The sequence below is a fragment of the Mesorhizobium sp. PAMC28654 genome (genome assembly GCF_020616515.1).
Lineage (GTDB): Bacteria > Pseudomonadota > Alphaproteobacteria > Rhizobiales > Rhizobiaceae > Mesorhizobium.
In genome coordinates this window covers 5,736,331-5,754,108 of the sequence record NZ_CP085135.1, presented here as the reverse complement: position 1 = coordinate 5,754,108, position 17,778 = coordinate 5,736,331, and the positions used below count along the sequence as shown (strand labels likewise).

The 17,778-nt window shown below is 62.9% G+C and carries 15 protein-coding genes; 9 read left to right on the top strand and 6 right to left on the bottom strand.

Annotated elements, in window-relative coordinates; all coding sequences use genetic code 11:
• Positions 1-119 precede the first annotated feature (119 nt).
• Genes LGH82_RS28290 through LGH82_RS28280 form a run of 3 tightly spaced genes read left to right on the top strand, consistent with a single transcriptional unit; the run spans position 120 to position 5,159 of the window.
• Positions 120-2,417: a GumC family protein gene (locus LGH82_RS28290; protein WP_319799897.1), complete on the top strand. Its 2,298-nt coding sequence runs from the start codon at positions 120-122 to the stop codon at positions 2,415-2,417.
• 3 nt (positions 2,418-2,420) lie between these two features.
• Positions 2,421-3,548: a glycoside hydrolase family 5 protein gene (locus tag LGH82_RS28285; RefSeq protein ID WP_227345856.1), complete on the top strand. Its 1,128-nt coding sequence runs from the start codon at positions 2,421-2,423 to the stop codon at positions 3,546-3,548.
• Between the two features lie 57 nt (positions 3,549-3,605).
• Positions 3,606-5,159, top strand: a complete 1,554-nt coding sequence (locus LGH82_RS28280; protein ID WP_227345855.1) for a hypothetical protein — start codon at positions 3,606-3,608, stop codon at positions 5,157-5,159.
• On the opposite strand, the gene LGH82_RS28275 is transcribed toward LGH82_RS28280, so the two are convergent.
• The 5 genes from LGH82_RS28275 to LGH82_RS28255 form a co-directional block, all read right to left on the bottom strand.
• On the bottom strand, positions 5,131-6,015 hold the full coding sequence (locus LGH82_RS28275) for a GNAT family N-acetyltransferase (RefSeq protein WP_227345854.1): 885 nt from the start codon (positions 6,013-6,015) through the stop codon (positions 5,131-5,133). The two genes, LGH82_RS28280 and LGH82_RS28275, sit on opposite strands and share 29 nt — an antisense overlap.
• A gap of 219 nt (positions 6,016-6,234) precedes the next feature.
• A complete protein-coding gene (locus LGH82_RS28270) occupies positions 6,235-7,653 on the bottom strand; it encodes a putative bifunctional diguanylate cyclase/phosphodiesterase (protein WP_227345853.1) in 1,419 nt (472 codons plus the stop codon).
• Positions 7,654-7,797: 144 nt separating this feature from the next.
• On the bottom strand, positions 7,798-8,343 hold the full coding sequence (locus tag LGH82_RS28265; RefSeq protein ID WP_227345852.1) for a heme NO-binding domain-containing protein: 546 nt from the start codon (positions 8,341-8,343) through the stop codon (positions 7,798-7,800).
• 63 nt (positions 8,344-8,406) lie between these two features.
• Positions 8,407-8,943 carry a hypothetical protein gene (locus LGH82_RS28260; RefSeq protein WP_227345851.1) on the bottom strand — a complete coding sequence of 179 codons (537 nt, stop codon included), beginning with the start codon at positions 8,941-8,943 and terminating at the stop codon, positions 8,407-8,409.
• A 176-nt stretch (positions 8,944-9,119) separates the two neighbouring features.
• Positions 9,120-9,752 carry a TetR/AcrR family transcriptional regulator gene (locus LGH82_RS28255; RefSeq protein ID WP_227345850.1) on the bottom strand — a complete coding sequence of 211 codons (633 nt, stop codon included), beginning with the start codon at positions 9,750-9,752 and terminating at the stop codon, positions 9,120-9,122.
• A 112-nt stretch (positions 9,753-9,864) separates the two neighbouring features.
• Here LGH82_RS28255 and LGH82_RS28250 point away from each other — a divergent pair, with 112 nt between their 5' ends.
• From LGH82_RS28250 to LGH82_RS28225, 6 genes are read left to right on the top strand one after another with little or no spacing between them, the layout of a single operon-like run.
• The gene (locus LGH82_RS28250) at positions 9,865-11,448 is read left to right on the top strand and encodes an ABC transporter substrate-binding protein (protein WP_227345849.1); all 1,584 of its coding nucleotides are present in this window, start codon (positions 9,865-9,867) and stop codon (positions 11,446-11,448) included.
• 25 nt (positions 11,449-11,473) lie between these two features.
• Positions 11,474-12,460 (top strand): ABC transporter permease, encoded by a 987-nt coding sequence (locus LGH82_RS28245; RefSeq protein WP_227345848.1) that lies wholly within the window; start codon positions 11,474-11,476, stop codon positions 12,458-12,460.
• Between the two features lie 50 nt (positions 12,461-12,510).
• Positions 12,511-13,296, top strand: coding sequence for an ABC transporter permease (locus tag LGH82_RS28240; protein ID WP_227345847.1), 786 nt, complete (start codon positions 12,511-12,513; stop codon positions 13,294-13,296).
• Positions 13,293-15,137, top strand: a complete 1,845-nt coding sequence (locus tag LGH82_RS28235; RefSeq protein WP_227345846.1) for an ABC transporter ATP-binding protein — start codon at positions 13,293-13,295, stop codon at positions 15,135-15,137. Before LGH82_RS28240 ends, LGH82_RS28235 begins: the two co-directional genes overlap by 4 nt.
• Positions 15,118-15,957, top strand: coding sequence for a hypothetical protein (locus LGH82_RS28230; RefSeq protein ID WP_227345845.1), 840 nt, complete (start codon positions 15,118-15,120; stop codon positions 15,955-15,957). Before LGH82_RS28235 ends, LGH82_RS28230 begins: the two co-directional genes overlap by 20 nt.
• The gene (locus LGH82_RS28225) at positions 15,918-16,340 is read left to right on the top strand and encodes a M24 family metallopeptidase (protein WP_227345844.1); all 423 of its coding nucleotides are present in this window, start codon (positions 15,918-15,920) and stop codon (positions 16,338-16,340) included. The genes LGH82_RS28230 and LGH82_RS28225 overlap by 40 nt, the downstream gene beginning before the upstream one ends.
• A gap of 188 nt (positions 16,341-16,528) precedes the next feature.
• Here the strand turns inward: LGH82_RS28225 and LGH82_RS28220 are convergent, their stop codons facing one another.
• Positions 16,529-17,656 carry a helix-turn-helix transcriptional regulator gene (locus LGH82_RS28220; protein WP_227345843.1) on the bottom strand — a complete coding sequence of 376 codons (1,128 nt, stop codon included), beginning with the start codon at positions 17,654-17,656 and terminating at the stop codon, positions 16,529-16,531.
• Positions 17,657-17,778 lie beyond the last annotated feature (122 nt).

Here is a 17,778-nt window from a genome sequence, read left to right as displayed (position 1 = left end):
AACACCCCCCTGCATTTTTCCGTGACACGCGTTGGTAACCTTAACGGAAGACTAACAATAATCGCTGATACTGGGGGTGTAGAGTGACGTTGGGACGCCGGCGGCTCTGCTGAGGAAAGATGATGAGGCCAGCCAGTATCGACGATCGCACTCTTCCGCCTTTGTTTGACATAGGAGTGGTATGGGCGATCCTTTGGGGACGTCGCCTGATGGTGCTTGCCATCGCCGGCGCCGCCTTGCTGCTGACGCTCGCCTATCTTGCCGTGACAAGCCCGAGCTACACGGCAACCGCCTCGATCTTGATCGACCCGCGCGACTCGCGCGCCACCAACTTCAACAGTGTCCTTCCCGGGATCGGCTCCGACAGCGCCGCCATAGCAAGCCAGGTCTTCGTCATCGAATCGCAGGACCTGCTGGGCGCCGTGTTCGACAGCGAGGGCTTGCTGAACGATCCTGAATTTTCAGGTCGCGGCCTCGTCTCGCGTCTTTTCGGCTCGAGCCAGGCTGTTGCCTCGCGCGACGCGGCCTTCAAGCGCTTTCAGAAAGCCGTGACCGTGGACCGTGAAGGGCTCACCTACGTCATCAATATCAGCTTCACGTCGCAGTCCCCCGACAAGGCCGCGCGTATCGCCAACGCCATCGTCAACCGTTACAAGGCGGGCCTTTCCGGAGAACGGGAAACCGCCAACGACGATGTGAATTCCCTGCTCAATGACAGGATCACGGGACTGCAGAAGAACGTCAGCGATGCCGAGCACGCGGTCGAGGATTTCAAGTCGCAACACAACATCGTCAGTTCGACCGATGGCGGCACATTGCAGTCGCAGCTCGACCAGTTGACGGCACAGCTGATCACCGCACAAGGCGATGCCGACCAGGCCAAGGACAGATACAATCAGGCGGTGGCGGCAGGCACTTCGCCAGCGGGCCTCGCCAAGCTCTCGGAAATCCTTTTCTCCAACTCGGCTGTCAAGTTGCGCGACGACTACAACCAGCGCGCCACCGAGCTCGCCAATCTCGAAACCATGTACGGGCCGCGCCACCCGGCAATCGCGCGGCTCAAGTCCGAAATGGACCGGATGAGCCGGCTGATGGCCGCCGAGGCCGAGCGCATCAGGCAACAGCTGAAGGCGAGCTATGACCTGGCCGCGCAAAATGTCGGCAAGCTGCAGGCCAAGCTGAACGCCCTGCGCCAGCAGTCCACGGACTCCAGCCTTGCGCAGGTGCAACTGAGGCAACTGGATTCCAAGGCGCAGGCCGCCCGCACCGTGCTCGACGACTTTCTCAAGCGCGCGCAGGAAACGTCGCAGATGCAAGGCGTGCAGACGTCCGAGGCACGCACAATCAGCGCCGCCATGCCGCCGGTGCAGCCGACCTGGCCGAAGCCCGCTTTGCTCCTGCCGGTGAGCGCCGTCCTGGGCCTTCTCGCCGGGTGTGGTCTCGCTTTGGCGTTCGGACCGGTCCGTCGGTCGGAAGAGGATCCGCAAAGCCCCTCCGAAGAAGTCGCGCCCGCGATAGAGCCTATGGAAAATACCGCGCGCGCCGAATCCCGGGCGGTGCCAGTTCCAGCCAATTTCGGAGAATACCGCCTGCCGGGCGTCGCCGGCGGGACGCATTCGAGCATCAGGATCCCACAAAGCCAGCCTGAGCCGGTCGTTCCGGCGATCGAGCCAAGGGAAGACACCGCACCCATCACATCGCGAGCAGTGCCGATGCCCGCGAATTTCGGAGAATACCGCCTACCCGGGGTCGCCGGCGGAACGCATTCAAGCATCAGGGCGATGCGGACGGCGTTGTTTCAGGACGGCAGCGAAACGCTTTCGCGAGATGTCCTCAAGCTGATGCGGCAGGTCATCCTGCACTTGGACGACCATCCCAAGCCGTTCGTGCTGCTCGTATCCTCGACGCAGAGCGGTGTCGAGGCAAGGCTTGCCGGCGCGATGGTCGGGATGGGCCTGCAGCGGGTCGACCAGAGTGTGCTTGTGGTCGGCATTGACGACCAGCCGGGCCGACCCGGATTGTTCATCGATGCCGCAAGCGGCCTGCGCACGATCGTCTGCGGTCCGGCAGCGCGGAAGGGTCCGGATATCCCCGGGCTCCATAACCTGCGCGGCATTCTGGCCGAGGCCGGGACCGCATTCGATTTCGTGGTGGTGATCGCCCCGTCCTTCAGCGAGAACGGCTGGACTCCAGAACTGTTCGCCCGGGCCGATCTCGTGCTGCTGGCGTTGCGCCCGGCCGAGCCGGCGTCGCAAGCCGCCGAATTGCTCGAGCAGCATCTTGGCATTGGCCAGATCGGCCGCAGCGCCACACTGGTGATCGATGCCGACAGCAGGGCGCTGGCCGAAGCCAGGCCGATGCACGATGCCCCTGCCGAGGCCGGGCAATGGCGCCGCAGTTCCGGTGCAAGGAGCTGATCCATGCGGATGGTCGAAGGGCCGCCGCTGCTGTCCCGGCGAACCGCGCTGACTTTCGCCGGCGGAGCCCTGCTCGCCACCTTGCCTTTCCCTGCCTCGGCCACGCTGCCGGCGGCGCGCGCCGTTCCGTCGCGTGGCTTTAATCTTCCGTTGTGGTTCGAGCGCGAGGACGGAACAGCGCCTGCCACGGCGACCCTGGATAAGCTGCGCCAGTCCGGTTTCGAAACGATCCGGCTGCCGGTGAACGGCGATCTCATCTCGACCGGTGGCACGGCGACGCTGAACCGCATTCATGACGGCGTCGCTGAGCTTGTCGGGCATGGCTTCGCCGTGCTCGTGGACATGCATCCTTCCTCCGATCTCCACGCTGCCTTCCGGTCCGATCCGGCAGGTGCTGCAAGGCGGGTGGTGGAAGACTGGACGGCACTGCGTCCCGTCATTGCCGATCTTCCGGCAGGCTCGGTCTATCCGGAACTGCTGAACGAGCCGCCCATGGAGCAAGCCGCATGGCTGGCGCTGCGGCAGCAGCTTGCCGAAACCTTACGCGCCAGATGTCCTGATCATACGCTGGTCTGGGGCCCGGCGCGTTTTCAGGGCATATGGGAATTGGCCGATGCGCCGCCGCTCGCCGACGACAACCAGATCGCGGCCATCCACTACTACGCGCCGATGGCGTTCACCCATCAATGCGAGAACTGGGATGCCTCGCCGCTGGCCCGCATCGCCAACCTGCCCTTCCCCGCGACAAAGGACACGCCGCAAGTTCGAGACCTGGTCTCAAGACTGCGGGCCGCCGGCGACGACGAGGCTGCGTCCTTGGTGGCGGACGAGCTGTCGGCCCCCTGGACAGAGGCGAGGATCGCCTCCGATTTTGCCGGGCTCGCCCGCTGGTCAACGGCTCACAATTGCCCGGTGATGCTGAACGAGTTCGGCGTGCTCAATTTCTGCGCCGATGCCGAAAGCCGTGCGACCTGGGTCCGCACTGTCCGAAAGGCGGCCGAGGCCAACAATGTCGGCTGGACCTATTGGGAACTCGACCAGGGTTTCGGTTTCATCAAGAGCAGGCTGACCACGGACGGGTTCGACAGCGCGATGATCGCCGCCCTGCTCGGCGGTGAAGGCGGGGGCTGACATGGACAAGGCACGACACATCGCGCCGCCGCGCGCAAGCATCGAAGCGTCCCGGCGATGAGTATCACCGGGGCATATCAGACGAGCAGTCTACGCGACCCGGGTGCGCCAACTGTCGAGGCGATGCTGCATGTCTGCGTGGCGCTGATGGTCGTTGGCCTGTCGGTTTCGTCCTTCGCGGTCTGGACGCCGTTCGGGGTTGTCGCGACCTTCATATTGACGCTGATCGTTTCAAATGCCGTGCCCGCGGGCATTCCCGTGGTGATCATCTGCGCCTTTCTCTACCAGAACCTCGTGGTCGCGTGGTTTACCCCCTACATCCCCGACAACAATACGTTCGACGCCTTGCGCGGCACGAACTTCGTCATCCTGATGACCGCCTTCTGCATCTTCTTCGCGGCGACGTTCCAGCACCGCGTGCGCGGCCTGACCGAACTGCGCCCATGGCTGTTGCTGAGCATCGTGCTGTGCGGAACGATCTGCTTTTACTTTGCCCTTGGCGCCGTGCATGGCGGCGCCAAGGACGCGGTCGTCTATTTCCGCAACACGATCACGCCGCTCGCCTGCTTCCACATCGCGGTACTGGCTGCCAGCCTCTATCCGGTCGACCTGCGCAAGAGCATGCTCTGGCTGTGCGCGGGCGCGGTCATCTATGGATATGTCGAGCTGATCTTCACCATGGATTTCCTCAGCCTGTTCCATGGCGACCTCTACATCGAACGCGACATTACCAGGCAGATCGAAACCGGCGTCTGGGAAAAGGCGCTGCAGGAAACCGGATTCGTCTTCCGTGGCCTTCAGGACGTGATGACGACGACCTTCTTCAACACGCCGATCTTCAACGACATCCTGCCCAGCATCTTCCGCATCGGCGGGCCGAACTTCCATCCGATCAGCTACGCCTATGGCCTGAGCATCATGGCGGCCTGGCTGCTGTTCAAGGGGCGCTGGCTGGTGCCGATCGCGGCCCTGCCGCTGCTGCTCGTCATCGGCTCCAAGGGCGCGACCTTCATGCTGCTCGTCGCGCTCGGCGCGCGCCTGGTCTACAGCCCCTCGCGCGCCAGCCTGACGCTCGTGGGCGTGGTAGCCCTTGCCACGGCCTGGACAATGGCGGCAATCGCCTATGGCGCGACGCATGGCGACTACCATGTGCTGGGCCTCGCCGCCGGCATCCGCGACTTCCTGGCAAACCCGCTTGGGCAGGGATTGGGGCTGGGCGGCAATCTGTCGAGCACGTCAATCAATCTCGACTGGGAACACGCCCAGGCGTCGGGCGCCGCCTCCGTTCCCGTCGAGAGCGCGGTTGGCGTCATGCTCTATCAGATGGGGATAGGCAGCCTGGTCTTCTTCGGCTTCCTCGTGGCACTCGCCGTGGCGGCACGCCGGCAGCTGATCGATACCGGCGACCCGGATTTCCTGTTCGGCTTTGTCGGCATCGTCACCATCTCGGCCAATGCCGTGCTGCAGGAAGAGGCCTTCTACTCGCCGCTCGCGCTCGGCTTCTGCCTGCTGCTCGTCGGCGTGTCGCTCGGAACGCGCTGGCGTGAATTGGCGATGGAGAGAGCGGAAGCCTTGCCCCCGCTCAGGGACCGAACACCACAAGCTCGGTAAACGTCAGGTCGCCGAGCGAGGGGGGGTTGGGGCCCTTGAAGTATTTCTGGCCCTTGTTCGCGAAGTAGTGGCCGACCAGCCCTGCGACAGGCTCGGTGGCATCAACGTCGCAAAGCAGCCCTCCGCGACGCAGCAGAAAACGCCCCATGGCGCCGGCGCAATGGCTCAACTCCGCAACGGAACGGCAGTAGACGATCTGGAAGCACGGGATGAGGCCATGCATGATCCGCCGACGCATCAGCACCAGGGGAAACGCCGCGCCGTCGCGGATGCAGATCAACGACAGGCAACCCAGCTCGGCATGCTCCAGGAGCATGTATCTTTCGGCGTCGGACAGCATCGCCATTTCTGCAAGGTCGGCGCTGGCTTCCAGCACGAGCCACGACCCCTGCACGGGATTCAAGGCGGGCAGGAAGGCAAACTGTCCAAGCGAAAAAAGGCGAAAGCCGAACGCCTTGTTGAGCTTCACTGTCGCGGGCGCCGGTGAAATGTTGACATAGGTCACATCCTTCCGCTTGAGCACCATTGAGATCATCTTGGTGGCATAGGGACGGAATTCCGCGTCGACCGACCAGCTTGAGAGGTTGCAGCGGACTTCATCGCCGCCCTCGCCCTGGTAGCGCGTGTAGAGGCTCAGCAACACGCCGACGATCCGGTCGGGCTTCGCCAGGGCAATGCCATACCGTGGCAGGTCGTCGACGGCGGGCCGCCGCGACTGACGGGCCAGCGCCCGTTTCCAGTAATCCCGGCTGCGCTCTGGAAATCCCCGGCGCAGACAATCAATTACGCTTTCCCAATCGTCTTCACGAATTGGTCTGCATTCAAGATCAGCAGGGAGGGCGCCAAGTACGGCCATAATCCACTCGAGAGTACAACCATGTCATTTAGAGATTTTCACCTGCAACCCGTGATAGTGCGCAACCATTAAAAATCCCTGCAGTCCTGGCGCGATTCATCTTCGCATCACGACAGGTTGATGACCGCGGACCACGGCGCCAACTTCGCCGATCCGGGACGGAAGACGCCACGGGGACAGCCTCCCTGACCTTCCCGTCTTGTAAAGACACGCGATGTTTCAGGCCCGGGACGCCGGCACCCTTTGGGCGAAATGCGTCGGATTTGCACCGGCCTCAAGATCCCCGGCCAGAAGGTATTCAGTGATTTCATTCAGCGGCATCGGCCGGCCAAACAGATATCCCTGCTGCACGAAACAGCCGCAACTGGTCAGCCTGAGCGCCTGGCTCTCGGTCTCGATCCCTTCGGCGACGATATCCAGTTCCAGGGCCTGTGCGAGTTGAACGATCGCCCTGACCACGGCTTCGGCCTGCCGGTCGGCGCTGATGTCCCGGGCGAAGGAGCGATCGATCTTGATGACGTCCAATGGCAATCGCCTGATGTATGAAAGGCTAGAATAACCCGCTCCAAAATCGTCGAGGGCAATTCGGATGCCGAGCGCGCGAAAATGCGAAAGGCGCTCCTCGGCCTGATCGAAATCGATGAGCAGCAGGCTTTCCGTGATTTCGAGTTGAAGCGCGGAAGGCGGAAAACGATAACGGGCCAACGTCCTGGCGATCTGCTCGACCACCGAGGGGGAACGCAGGTGGCGCGTCGACAGATTGATCGACACATAGTCGAGATGACCTTCGCTGATGAGCGGGTACATCTCTCGGCAACAGCGATCGATCATCGCCTGGCCGAGATCGACGATCAGTGAACTTTCCTCGGCCAGCGGGATAAACAGCCCTGGAAGAATGAGCCCGCGCTCGGCATGCTGCCATCGAGCGAGCGCTTCCACCCCAACGACCGCGTTGCTCTGGGTGGAGATAATCGGCTGATACCAGGGCTCGATCTCTCCAGCCGCTACCGCGTTGCGCAATTCCGCTTCCAGGCCCTGGCGGCTCTCCAGCTCGGCCGCCATCGTGTCGTCGAATTCGGTCCATGTCGCGCGCCCCGCCGACTTGGAGCGGTACAGGGCTACGTCGGCAAAGCGCTGCAGCGTTGGCGAATCCGCGGCATCGCGGGGGAAGCTTGCAATGCCGACCGAACAACTGACGATCAACTGCAGGCGACCGCAATCGATGGGCTTGCTCATGGCTTCAATGGTCTTGGTCGCGATCTCGCGGGCACGCTCGCTGTGAACCGGCGTCACGCAGATAACGCCGAATTCGTCACCACCCAGCCGGCCGGCCAGCTCCTGCTCCCCGCAGATTGCACGCAACCGGTCCGCAACCCCCAGCAGCACCGCATCTCCGACAGCGTGGCCGTAATTGTCGTTGATCTCCTTGAACCGGTCGAGGTCCACAAACAGAAGTTGTACCGACCCGCCCTGAAGCTGCGCCGCACGGATTGCCGCGTCCAGGTCGCGCGCGAAACTGAACCGGTTGGCGAGCGTTGTCAGAGGATCGCGCTCCGCCAGGAACATGGCCTGCTGGCGCGAGACCTCCAGTTCGTGCGTGCGGTCGAGGACGCGCATTTCCAGGTCGTTGGCCAGCACCGTCAGGTGGCTGTTGGCGTTGTACAGTTCGAGTGACTTCGCCTCGAGAAGCCATTCCGCCTCTTCCCGTGCTCGCCGTTCGCGTTGGAGACGCCGTTCGAGACGCGCAACGCGGTCGCCGATGAGATCGATTTCCGACAGCATTTAGGCTATCGCACCTGTCTTCTGGATCGAGAAACGAACGAACTTGTCGCCACCGTCTTCGTGAGAGCTTCGCTCTATCCGCACGGTCTCGCCATAGATTTCAGCCGCGCCAAGAATGAGGCCGGAGGCGAGAGCCTCGAAGGGACGGCTGCTGCGATAGTCGAGGTGCATTACCCCATCACCTAGGCGCTCGGCCCGGAATTCGGGCAGCTCGGCATCGGGGTAGAGCTTTCGCACCTCCACATGGATGTGCCTGTCGATGCTTTCGAGGAAATCAAACAGAGTGGCCGCCGTCTTGAAGAAATCAGGGAAGGAAGCCTTGAAACGTCCGATCAGGTGTTGACCGAACAAGCCCAACAACTCGTTTGGCGGCGTGTGGCTTTGCGCGGACAATGTGGTGACGAGGGACTGCATCTCCTTGTGGTCATAAGTACCCACCGCGGTGTAGGCGCCGCCACTCGGCAGATCGGAAGCCTCGATGAGGTCATCCACCGCATCCGCTCCGTAGGTCTGCTCCACGAAACCCAGCAATTCGGTGAATACCATTCCCTTCATCTTGCCCCTCACCTGGCTATTCGATCTGCGTCAATCTTGAGCCTAGACCGCACCTCACAATGTATAATTAACAGCAAAATTAAGAATTAATGGACGCCCTTCTGCCTTATCAAAGTTGTCAACCCAGGAGTTGCCAACGTCATCGCAATGCTGACTGCGGCCTGTATGGACAAGCATTCGCTGATGAATGCAACCTTGTACACGCAACGCGGGAATAGACATGATCCATGCTTTCTGGTTCTCACCGATTTGCTCCTGAAAATCCAAAAAGCCTGCGGTGACCGCACGGATCGCGCAATCCCGGCCTGTTGCTTGCGCCGGCCAGGCAGCCTTGTTGCCGCAACGGCTGGCATGATAGCAGACCCGCTTCCTGGAGAAGTAAAACCGATCGTTGGAAAGAGAGGCGCCCGATGCAGGGCTGTGCCCAGGACGCCGACGCGCGCGGGCGAACGGGCACCTGATCGCGGGCGATCGGTCGCCGAATTTCCCGCCGGCTGGCCGATAGGGCACAAACAAACGATCGATGAACGAGCGCCGGATTAGGTCGTCGCCTTCCTTGGTGGCCGGGCCACGGCAAACATGGTTTCGCAAGCCAGGGCCGCCGGCATCCGCGTCATCGAGGTCACCACCTTGAAGAGGAAGCGCAATGACAGGTAGGGCAGTCCAACGGTTTTCCGTCCGGAATTGCTTCAGGACAAAGAGTTAGGCCGGCTGGGATGACGGGCGCTTCAGGAGATGCGCCTGGTTCCATGCCGTCCATGGCTGTGTCAGGCTTTCGGGCGCCCCGCAGGACCGTGTGCCGGCCCGGTCGTGTCCGGGGCCATCTTCCCGCGATCCAGGGATCGCGCCAGCCTGCCGAGTTCGATCGCCGCCGAGCCGGTCCGTTCCTTGTCTCCAGTGGCAATCAGGTCGAGCAGCAGCCCGGTGATCGCCGAATGGATCAGCGAGGCATGGGCCAGGGCTTCCTTCCGCTCGTAGCCCTGCCTTTCGAGACTTCGGGCGATGTACTTGACCCAAGCCTCCATGATTTTCGCGCGCACCGGGCCGGGCAGCCCGACATCGGTGGCTGCGATGGTGATCGCTTCCAGCTGGAGCCGCACTCTGGCGAGCTCTGCCTCCTCCGATTGGATCTCCCAAAGGCGCAGAACGAAATCCTCAAGCGTGGCGCCGTCCTGGTCCAGGATTTCAACCGGCCCCATCTGCTCGCGCTCAAGCGTGTTGAGCACTTCGCTGATCATCCCCTCTTTCGAGCCGAAATGGTGCAACAGCGTTGGAGGTGTGACGCCCAGGTCCTTCGCAAGCGAGCGTAAGGAAAGGCTGCCCAATCCTGTTTGCGCAAGGTTGTCGATGATCCTTTGCAACAAGGCTGCGCGGTTTTTCGGGTCTGGCGGTCGTCCCACGTGATCTTCCCCCCGGTTGGTTTTTGACGCTTGACATATAACCTAACGATTGTAAGGGTAACAAGTGTTAATTTAACGATTGCGCAGAAGCGCAGCAGGGGAGCACGATGTGATGAAGAGTACAAACACGGTCCGCATGTCGGATCGCATGTTCGCGCGACTTCGGGAGAAACGAGGCTGGATGCCCGTTTTTGCGGCTTGCCTCGGCGCCGGTCTGATGATCGCCGGACCGCAGGCGGTGGGTGCCGAGGCGCCACAGGTCGGGGGCACGTTGAGGGCCGCCTGGGTGGGCGGCGGGGCGGCGGACAAGCTCGACCCGACAACCTGGCTGACCATTCTGGAACTGGCACGGATTTCGGCCGTGTTCGACCGCCTGACGAAGATCAACGAAAGCGGCAAGCCCGAGCTTATGTTGGCGCAGGCGATCACGCCGAACGCGGATGCCAGCGTCTGGACGGTGAAGCTGCGCCCGGGGGTCAAGTTCCACGACGGCACGCCGCTGACTGCCAGGGACGTGCTCTACTCGTTCAAATCCGCGGTCGGGCGCGGCTATTTCGCCGCCGCGAACTTCTCGATGATCGATCTCGAGAAAAGCCGGGTCGTGGACGACCTGACGGTCGAATTCGTCTTGAACGCTCCCAATGCCGAGTTCGACCGTGTCGTCTCGGATGCAAGCGCATCGATCATCAAGGACGGGACCACCGATTTTTCAACGACGGCAATCGGAACCGGGCCTTACAAGATCGTCAACTGGGTTCCCGGCGTCCGCACGGAACTGGCCCGAAACGAGGCCTATTGGGGAAGCCCGGTGGCGTTGGACAAGCTCGACATGATCGAGATCGACGACGATAATGCCCGGATCAACGCGCTTCTCTCGGGCCAGATCGATCTGGCCGTGAATGTCCCGCCCTATTTCGCGGCGCAGCTTGAAGGGGCACCCGGATATTCCGTCGTCTATGGCAGTGGCTCCACGGCCCCGGCCTTTTACATGCGCCAGGACAAGTCGCCCTTCGACAAGGTCGAAGTGCGCCAGGCGCTGCGCCTTGCCATCGATCGCAAGAAATGTGTCGAAGTGGCGCTCGATGGTCGTGGCACCGTGGGCAACGACCTCTTCGGCCCTTCCCATCCCTCCTACGCCCGCGACATTCCGCAGCGGGAATACGATCCGGAAGGCGCACGCAAGCTGCTCGACAAGGCCGGTATCGGCAAGCTCGAGGTAGAGCTTGTGACCGCCCCGGTCGTGGGCATGCTGGAGTGCGCGACGGTGTTCAAGGAAAGCGCCAAGAAGGCGGGGATCGACATCTCGATCCGGCAGATCAGCCCCGCCGACCTCTACAACACCCAGTCGGTCTATCTCCAGGTGCCATTCGGCACCACGGAATGGAAGGGCGTTTCCTTCCAGGAAATGGCCCGTACCGGGCTGCTTCAGGCCTCTTATGCCAATGAGACGGCGAACAAGAAACCAGCCTTCGACGCGGCCTTCGCCAAGGCCGAGGCGGAACTCGACCCCAAGGCCCGAAACGGCCAGTTCGCGGCCTTGCAACGCTCGCTCTGGGACGATGGCGGATACATCGTCTGGGGCATCCAGACCCCGGTCACGGCATTCAGCGACCGCGTCGGAGGTTATGAGGGGCTGGCCGGCGCCGAAGTCGGCTTCCTGCCGTCCGGCCTGGGCAATCTCTGGATCAAGCACTGATCGCAGGGAGAGCGGGATGGATCGCATGATGAGCCTGAAACCGACCTTTGGCGCCAACACGATGAGCCGGTTCCTTTTGACCCGGACCATTTCCGGGGCGGGTCTCGTCTTGGTGGTCTGCCTGGCGACCTTCATTGCCGTAACCCTGCTGCCCGGCGACGCGGCCAATTTCGTCTCCGGGCGCTCGGCCAGTCCCGAGAGGCTGGCCGAGGTGCGCGAACGTCTCAACCTCAACGATCCCGTCGCCCAGCGCTTCCTTCGCTGGGGGCTGAGGGCGGTGCAAGGCGATCTGGGACCGGCGCTCACCTCGCCGAGACCTGTTTCCGAAATCATCACGCCCCGGCTGCGAAACAGCCTGATCCTCGCGGGCATTGCGGCGGCGCTTCTGGTGCCGCTCGCCGTGGCGACCGGCGCCCTTGCCGGCGCCCTGGCCGGCGGAGGCATGGACCGCGGTCTGTCGGTCATCTCGCTGGTATTGCTGTCGATGCCGGAGTTCTTCCTGGGGACGCTGCTGGCCTATTGGCTTGGCGTGAAATGGCATCTCTTCCCGCCCATCGCGCTCTTCGACGCGGCGCAAGGTCCATGGAGCAACCCCTCGGTTCTGGTTCTGCCATGCCTCACACTGGTCATCACCAATCTGGGCTATCCGGCCCGGATCATCCGCGCCAACGTGGCCGAAGCGATGGGCGGGCGCGTGGTTCTGACCGCGCGGCTCAACGGGATTCCCGAGGGCCGTATCGTCTGGAAATATGCGCTGCGCAACTGTCTCGCGCCGGGCATCCAGGTCATCTCGCTCACCCTGCTTTACCTTCTGGGCGGCATCATCGTAGTCGAGAACGTGTTCCAGTTCCCAGGCATCGGGACGCTCGCGGTCGAAGCCACCCAGCAGCGCGACCTGAATGTCGTGCTTGGTCTCGTTGCCACGATCACCGTGATCTACGCGCTGGTCATGCTGCTCACCGACACGCTGATCATCCTGGTCACGCCCAAGCTGCGAACTCTGAGGTTCTGAGAATGCGTTTAAGGGAATTGAGCCCAAGCGGCGTTGTCGGAACAGGCATCGTGCTGGGAGTCGTCGCGATTGCATTGTTCGGACCCGCTTTCTTCAGCGGTTCGACCGAAATCGTCGGGCGGCCGTTCATGATGCCGACACCGGGGCATCCACTGGGCCTCGACGGCTATGGCCGCGACGTGCTGACCCGATTGATGAATGGCGGGTTCACCATCCTGCTTCTGGTCACGGCCACCACCGCGCTCGTCTATGCCGTGGGCGCGCCCGTTGGACTGTTCACGGCATTGCACAGCCGGGCGCTGAGCGCCTCTGCTCTCTGGCTCTTCGACTGCCTGCTGGCCTTTCCCCCGCTGTTGCTGGTTCTCCTCCTGGCGGCCTCGACCGCTGGCGGCGTCACCGCGGCGGTGATCGCGGTGGCGGCGAGCCAGGTACCCTGGGTCGCGCGCCTCGTGCGCGCCGCGGCAAGCGAGGTGGCTACAAGCGGCTATGTCGATGCGGCCCGCCTGCGCGGTGAAAGCACATGGTCGATAATGTGGCGCGAATTGCTGCCCAATATCCGCGCCACGATGCTGGCTGACCTGGGCCTGCGGATCACGGTCTCGATCCTGCTCATCACGAGCGCCAGCTTTCTCGGCGTGGGGCTACGCCCGCCCACGGCCGACTGGGGCTTGATGGCGGCCGAGAACCGCAACGGGCTGGCACTGCAGCCCTGGGCAGTGCTCGCGCCCGCGGCGATGATCGCCCTGCTGACGGTTGGCGTGAACCTGATGTTCGACGCGTGGCCCAAGACCTCCGGGCGTCGCCACGGTGCCGAATTGCCGGAGAATGAAGCATGAAGGCGCTGGATCACACCCGGCACGGGCCGGCCTTGGCGGTTCACGATCTGTCGATCGGCCTTGTCAGCGGGTCCCCCATTGTCGAGAACGTGGGGTTCGCACTGGCCCCCGGCGGCTCCCTTGGCATCGTCGGCGAATCCGGCAGCGGCAAGACGACGCTGGCGATGGCCCTCGTCGGCCATACCGGCCCGGGTATCAGGATCGCCAGTGGCCGGGTCGAAATCGCAGGCCGCGACATCCTCGCCGCCGGCCCCAAAGAGGTGGCCGCGCTGCGCGGGCGGCAGATCGCCTATGTGCCGCAAGACGCCCCGAGCGCTCTCAACCCGTCGATGCGCGCGGGCGATATCGTGGCCGAGATGCTGCGCATCCATGCGCCCGAACGCTACGGCCCCGACAGCATTGCAAGAGCCATGGGTCTCGTCGACCTGCCCTCGGACTCCGCGTTCCTGAAGCGCTATCCGCATCAATTGTCGGGCGGCCAGCAGCAGCGCCTTGCCATCGCGGCCGCCATGGCCGCTGAGCCGCGGGTCCTGGTTCTGGACGAACCCACGACGGGCCTCGACATGATCACCCAGAAGCGCATTCTCGATGAAGTGGGACGCCTGCGCGCGCGCACCGGCGTCGCGGTGGTGGTGATCAGCCACGACCTGGAGGTTGTCGAAGAACTCTGCGGCGCCACGCTCGTGCTCTATGCTGGGCGGGTGGTGGAGCAAGGGCCGACGCGGGCCCTGCTGAAAGTGCCCGCGCATCCCTACACTCGTGGATTGATCGGGGCGGTGGCGCGCCCGGGCTTCCGGCCGCGCGGCATGCATGGCAGCGCGCCGCCGCCCAACCGCCGCAGGGGTGGCTGCCTTTTCTCGCCGCGCTGCCCGCAGGCCCATGACAATTGTCGTGTAGAGATCCCTCTATCCCAGGAGGCCGGGCCCGAGCACTGGGTGAGCTGTCCCTATCATGCCGAGGCCACCGTCGCCGATCCAGCCCCGGTCGGAGAGAGGAAGCGTGACACGGCTTCCGAACAGCCCGTGCTCGACATCCGCGACCTGACGGTAGCCTATCGTGGCCAGAGGGTTCTGCAAAACGTCTCACTGACGATCCATCGTGGCGAGCGCGTTGCGCTGCTCGGCCAATCGGGAAGCGGCAAGACCACACTCGGCCGTTGCGTCGCCGGCCTTGTCGATCGTGAAGCGGGTGATATCCGCTTGAACGGCACTTCGCTTTCGCCACGGGTTTCCCGGCGAACGCGCGATCAGCTTCGGGCGGTGCAGATGGTGCTGCAAAACCCCTATGTGTCATTCAATCCGCAATTCACCATCGGCGCGACGCTGCAGCGCGCCATGCGCATGCTCTCCGATCCCGACCGGGCCGGGCAGTCCGGCCGGCCGCACCTCCTTCACCTGCTGGAACGTGTGCGTCTGCCGACCGAGGCGGCCGACGCCTATCCCGCGCAGCTTTCCGGTGGCGAGTTGCAACGCGCCGCGATCGCCCAGGCCTTGGCCTGCGGTCCGGATCTGATCATCTGCGACGAGGCGACCTCGGCCCTCGATGTATCGGTCCAGGCCGTGGTCATCGAACTGTTGCGTGATCTCACCGAAGAAGAAGGCGTGTCACTGCTCGTCATTTCCCATGACCTGGGTGTCGTCGGCAGCATCTCCGACCGCATCTACGTGCTCGATCAGGGTCTGATCGTCGAGCACGCACCCACCCCGATCCTGCTTGCCGCACCAAAAAGCGATCTTGCCCGACGTCTGATCGCGTCGCGTCCGGACACGGCCGCGGGCAGCCCGGTTTTCCATGTAACGTCTCAGAGGACAGAAAACAGACATGATTCGCTTCACCCGTGACGAATACGAAGCCCGTTGGAAAAAGGTCCATGCCGAGATGAAGCGGCTCGGCTTTGAAGCCGCCGTCATCTGGTCGCGCAGCGGTGGCGGTTATGATCGCGCCGGCAATGTTCTCTGGCTCACCGATTATGCCACGCACGCCTCGGGCCAGGAGCCGAACTTCGGCTGGAACGTAGGGTCGTCGTTCGCCGCCGTCCTGATGCGGCCGGGCCACGAGCCGGAACTGCATACGATCGAGTCGCTCGCCGGCATTCCCGACGGAACGGTTGCCTGCGGCGAGAAGCATCAGCATGACAATCTCGCCGCCGGAGTTGCGCAGCGGGTCCGCGCACTCGGCCTCACCGAGAACATCTGCTACGTCGGTGAAGACACTCTGCCGGTGGATTTCTACCGGTTGATGATCGCGGCCGCCCCCGAGATCCGATGGACGCCTTGCGACCATCTTCTGTACCGGCCGCAGTTGATCAAGTCGCCGGCCGAACTTGACGCCTACCGCGAGGCCGGTGAAGTCGCCGGCAAGGCGCTTGGTGCGATGATGGAAGCATTGATCGCTGGCGAGATGGAAACCGAGGCTGCGGCGCGCGCGGCCGGTATCATCATGCGGGCCGGCGGTGGCTTCCACCGCGTTTCGGTGAACCATGGGCCCGCGTCTCGCGCGCAGATGTGGAGCGATCCGTTCTACAGTTTTTCGAAAAGCCGTCCCGAGCATGGCGATATTGTCCGCGGTTGGGTCTACGGCCCGATCATGCACGGCTATTGGATCGACCCGGCCGAACGGCGGTGTGCGGCAACAAGCCGAGCGCGGCACAGAAGCGGGTAATCGAGGATTGTGCCATGGTCGTCGAAGAGGTGCGAGCCATGTACAAGCCGGGCATTACCGCCCGCGACATTGGCAGGGCTGGTGACAAGCTGGCGCAAAAGGTCGGCTTCTTTGACTCCGAACAGGGGCTGGGCCAATGGCCAATTTACGGCCATGGCACCGGAACCTTCTGGCAGTTTCCCGTGCCGGTTTTCGCGAAAGAGGCCGAAACGCTCGATCCCGAAATCCAGCTGGTCGATACGCCCTACCAGCCTGGCATGGTGGTTTCGTCGGAGTTCTTCCTTAGCGATCCGGAGGGGGGCTCGGCGGCTTTCGAGCAGAACTTCATCATAACCGAGACCGGTCAGGAATTGCTGACCAAGACTCCAATGATCTGGTGGTGATCGGGCGTCCTGGAGCAATTCCGATGTGAAACCGTTTTCCGTTTGGAATTGCATCAAAAGGGATAGGGCGTTTCCGCGAGACGCTGAACAACTCTGATTTAGGCTGAGATGCGTGTGGAGACAGCTTATCTGACTCCCCTCGCCTCCTGCCTTGAGCGCGTCAACATGATTGGAGTGTTATGCCTACATCAGAGCAGGCGACCCAGAAGCGCGATCAACTGGCTCTGCTTGTGGGTGTCGGTCTTTTGAAAGATCACCTTCAGCCTGTGCCTGGCCGTTTCGGACGCTATCCCCAGCATCTCGGCGGCTTCCTTCGGGGAATGGCCAAGCAAGAGCACCTCGCAAAGCCTCCGTTCAGCGAGTGTCAGGCCGAAGGCGGTGGCCAGATCCGCCATCGTTCCGGGTTCGGCCGGCACGGACAGGTTGCGCACGATGACGAGAAAGAGCGGACCGCCGGAAAACAGGGAGTGCATCCCGGCTCCCCTGGGAAGGCGCGTAATGCCGATCTGATAGGCACCATCGGCAAGGAGAACGCGTGTCGTCGCGTCCGGCTCCACGCCCGCAGCCCAAAGGCGGAGCGTATCCGCCAGCCAGCCATTGATATCGGATGCCGATAGCGAAAACTTGCCGGCCCGCATCGAGACCACCTTGCGACGCTGGAATTCGCTCTCGGCCCGCGCGTTCGCCTCCTTGACCCTCAACTGCCCATCGACGACACACGCGACATCGCCGGAGCGCGAAGCGATCGCGGCAGCCGACCTCTCGCGGTCCATGGCCTGTTCGAACAGGCGTGCCGCTTCCGCCGATCGCAGCAGCGGCCTGCTGATGCCATGCAGCAATTGCGACACGGGTTGGTCATAGGCGTCGGCGCGATCGACACCGTAATGCACTGCTACCGCGGCCAGGTTCTCGCCACCCGCTTCCAGAATGATCGCCGCCCCCGCGCGCAGTTCGGGATGCAGCCAGTCGTAGAATTCCGTATGACTGAAGCCGCCGGAGGGGCAGTCACGCTCACTGACCATCACCGTGCCGGACGGTACGGAGCGCATGGGCGCAATCCATGGATTCAAGGTGCAATAATACTGCCGATAGCTGGCCTCGTCATCCGGATCCATGTTCAGGACGCGGTCATAGTCGACCCTGTTCCGGCGCAGGTCGAGACGCTGGAACACGATGCACGTGCCAGGAAACGCACCCCCGAGCAGTTCAACAAAATCGTCCCACGCATTCGCATCGAAGACGGCGCGCTCGGCCGTTTCGGCGATCTGAGCGGAGGTGTCGGTTATGAATTTCTGGTCAAAGACAATATTCTGCAATTGCTCCCCCAAGCCCACGCAGTTTTCATCACGCGGGCAACCAAATCAAGGGCAAGCGGCAAGCTCTGTTATCCTATTTTTCCCATCTCGAACGCCGCATATTTTTTCCGGGATTCTTTCTC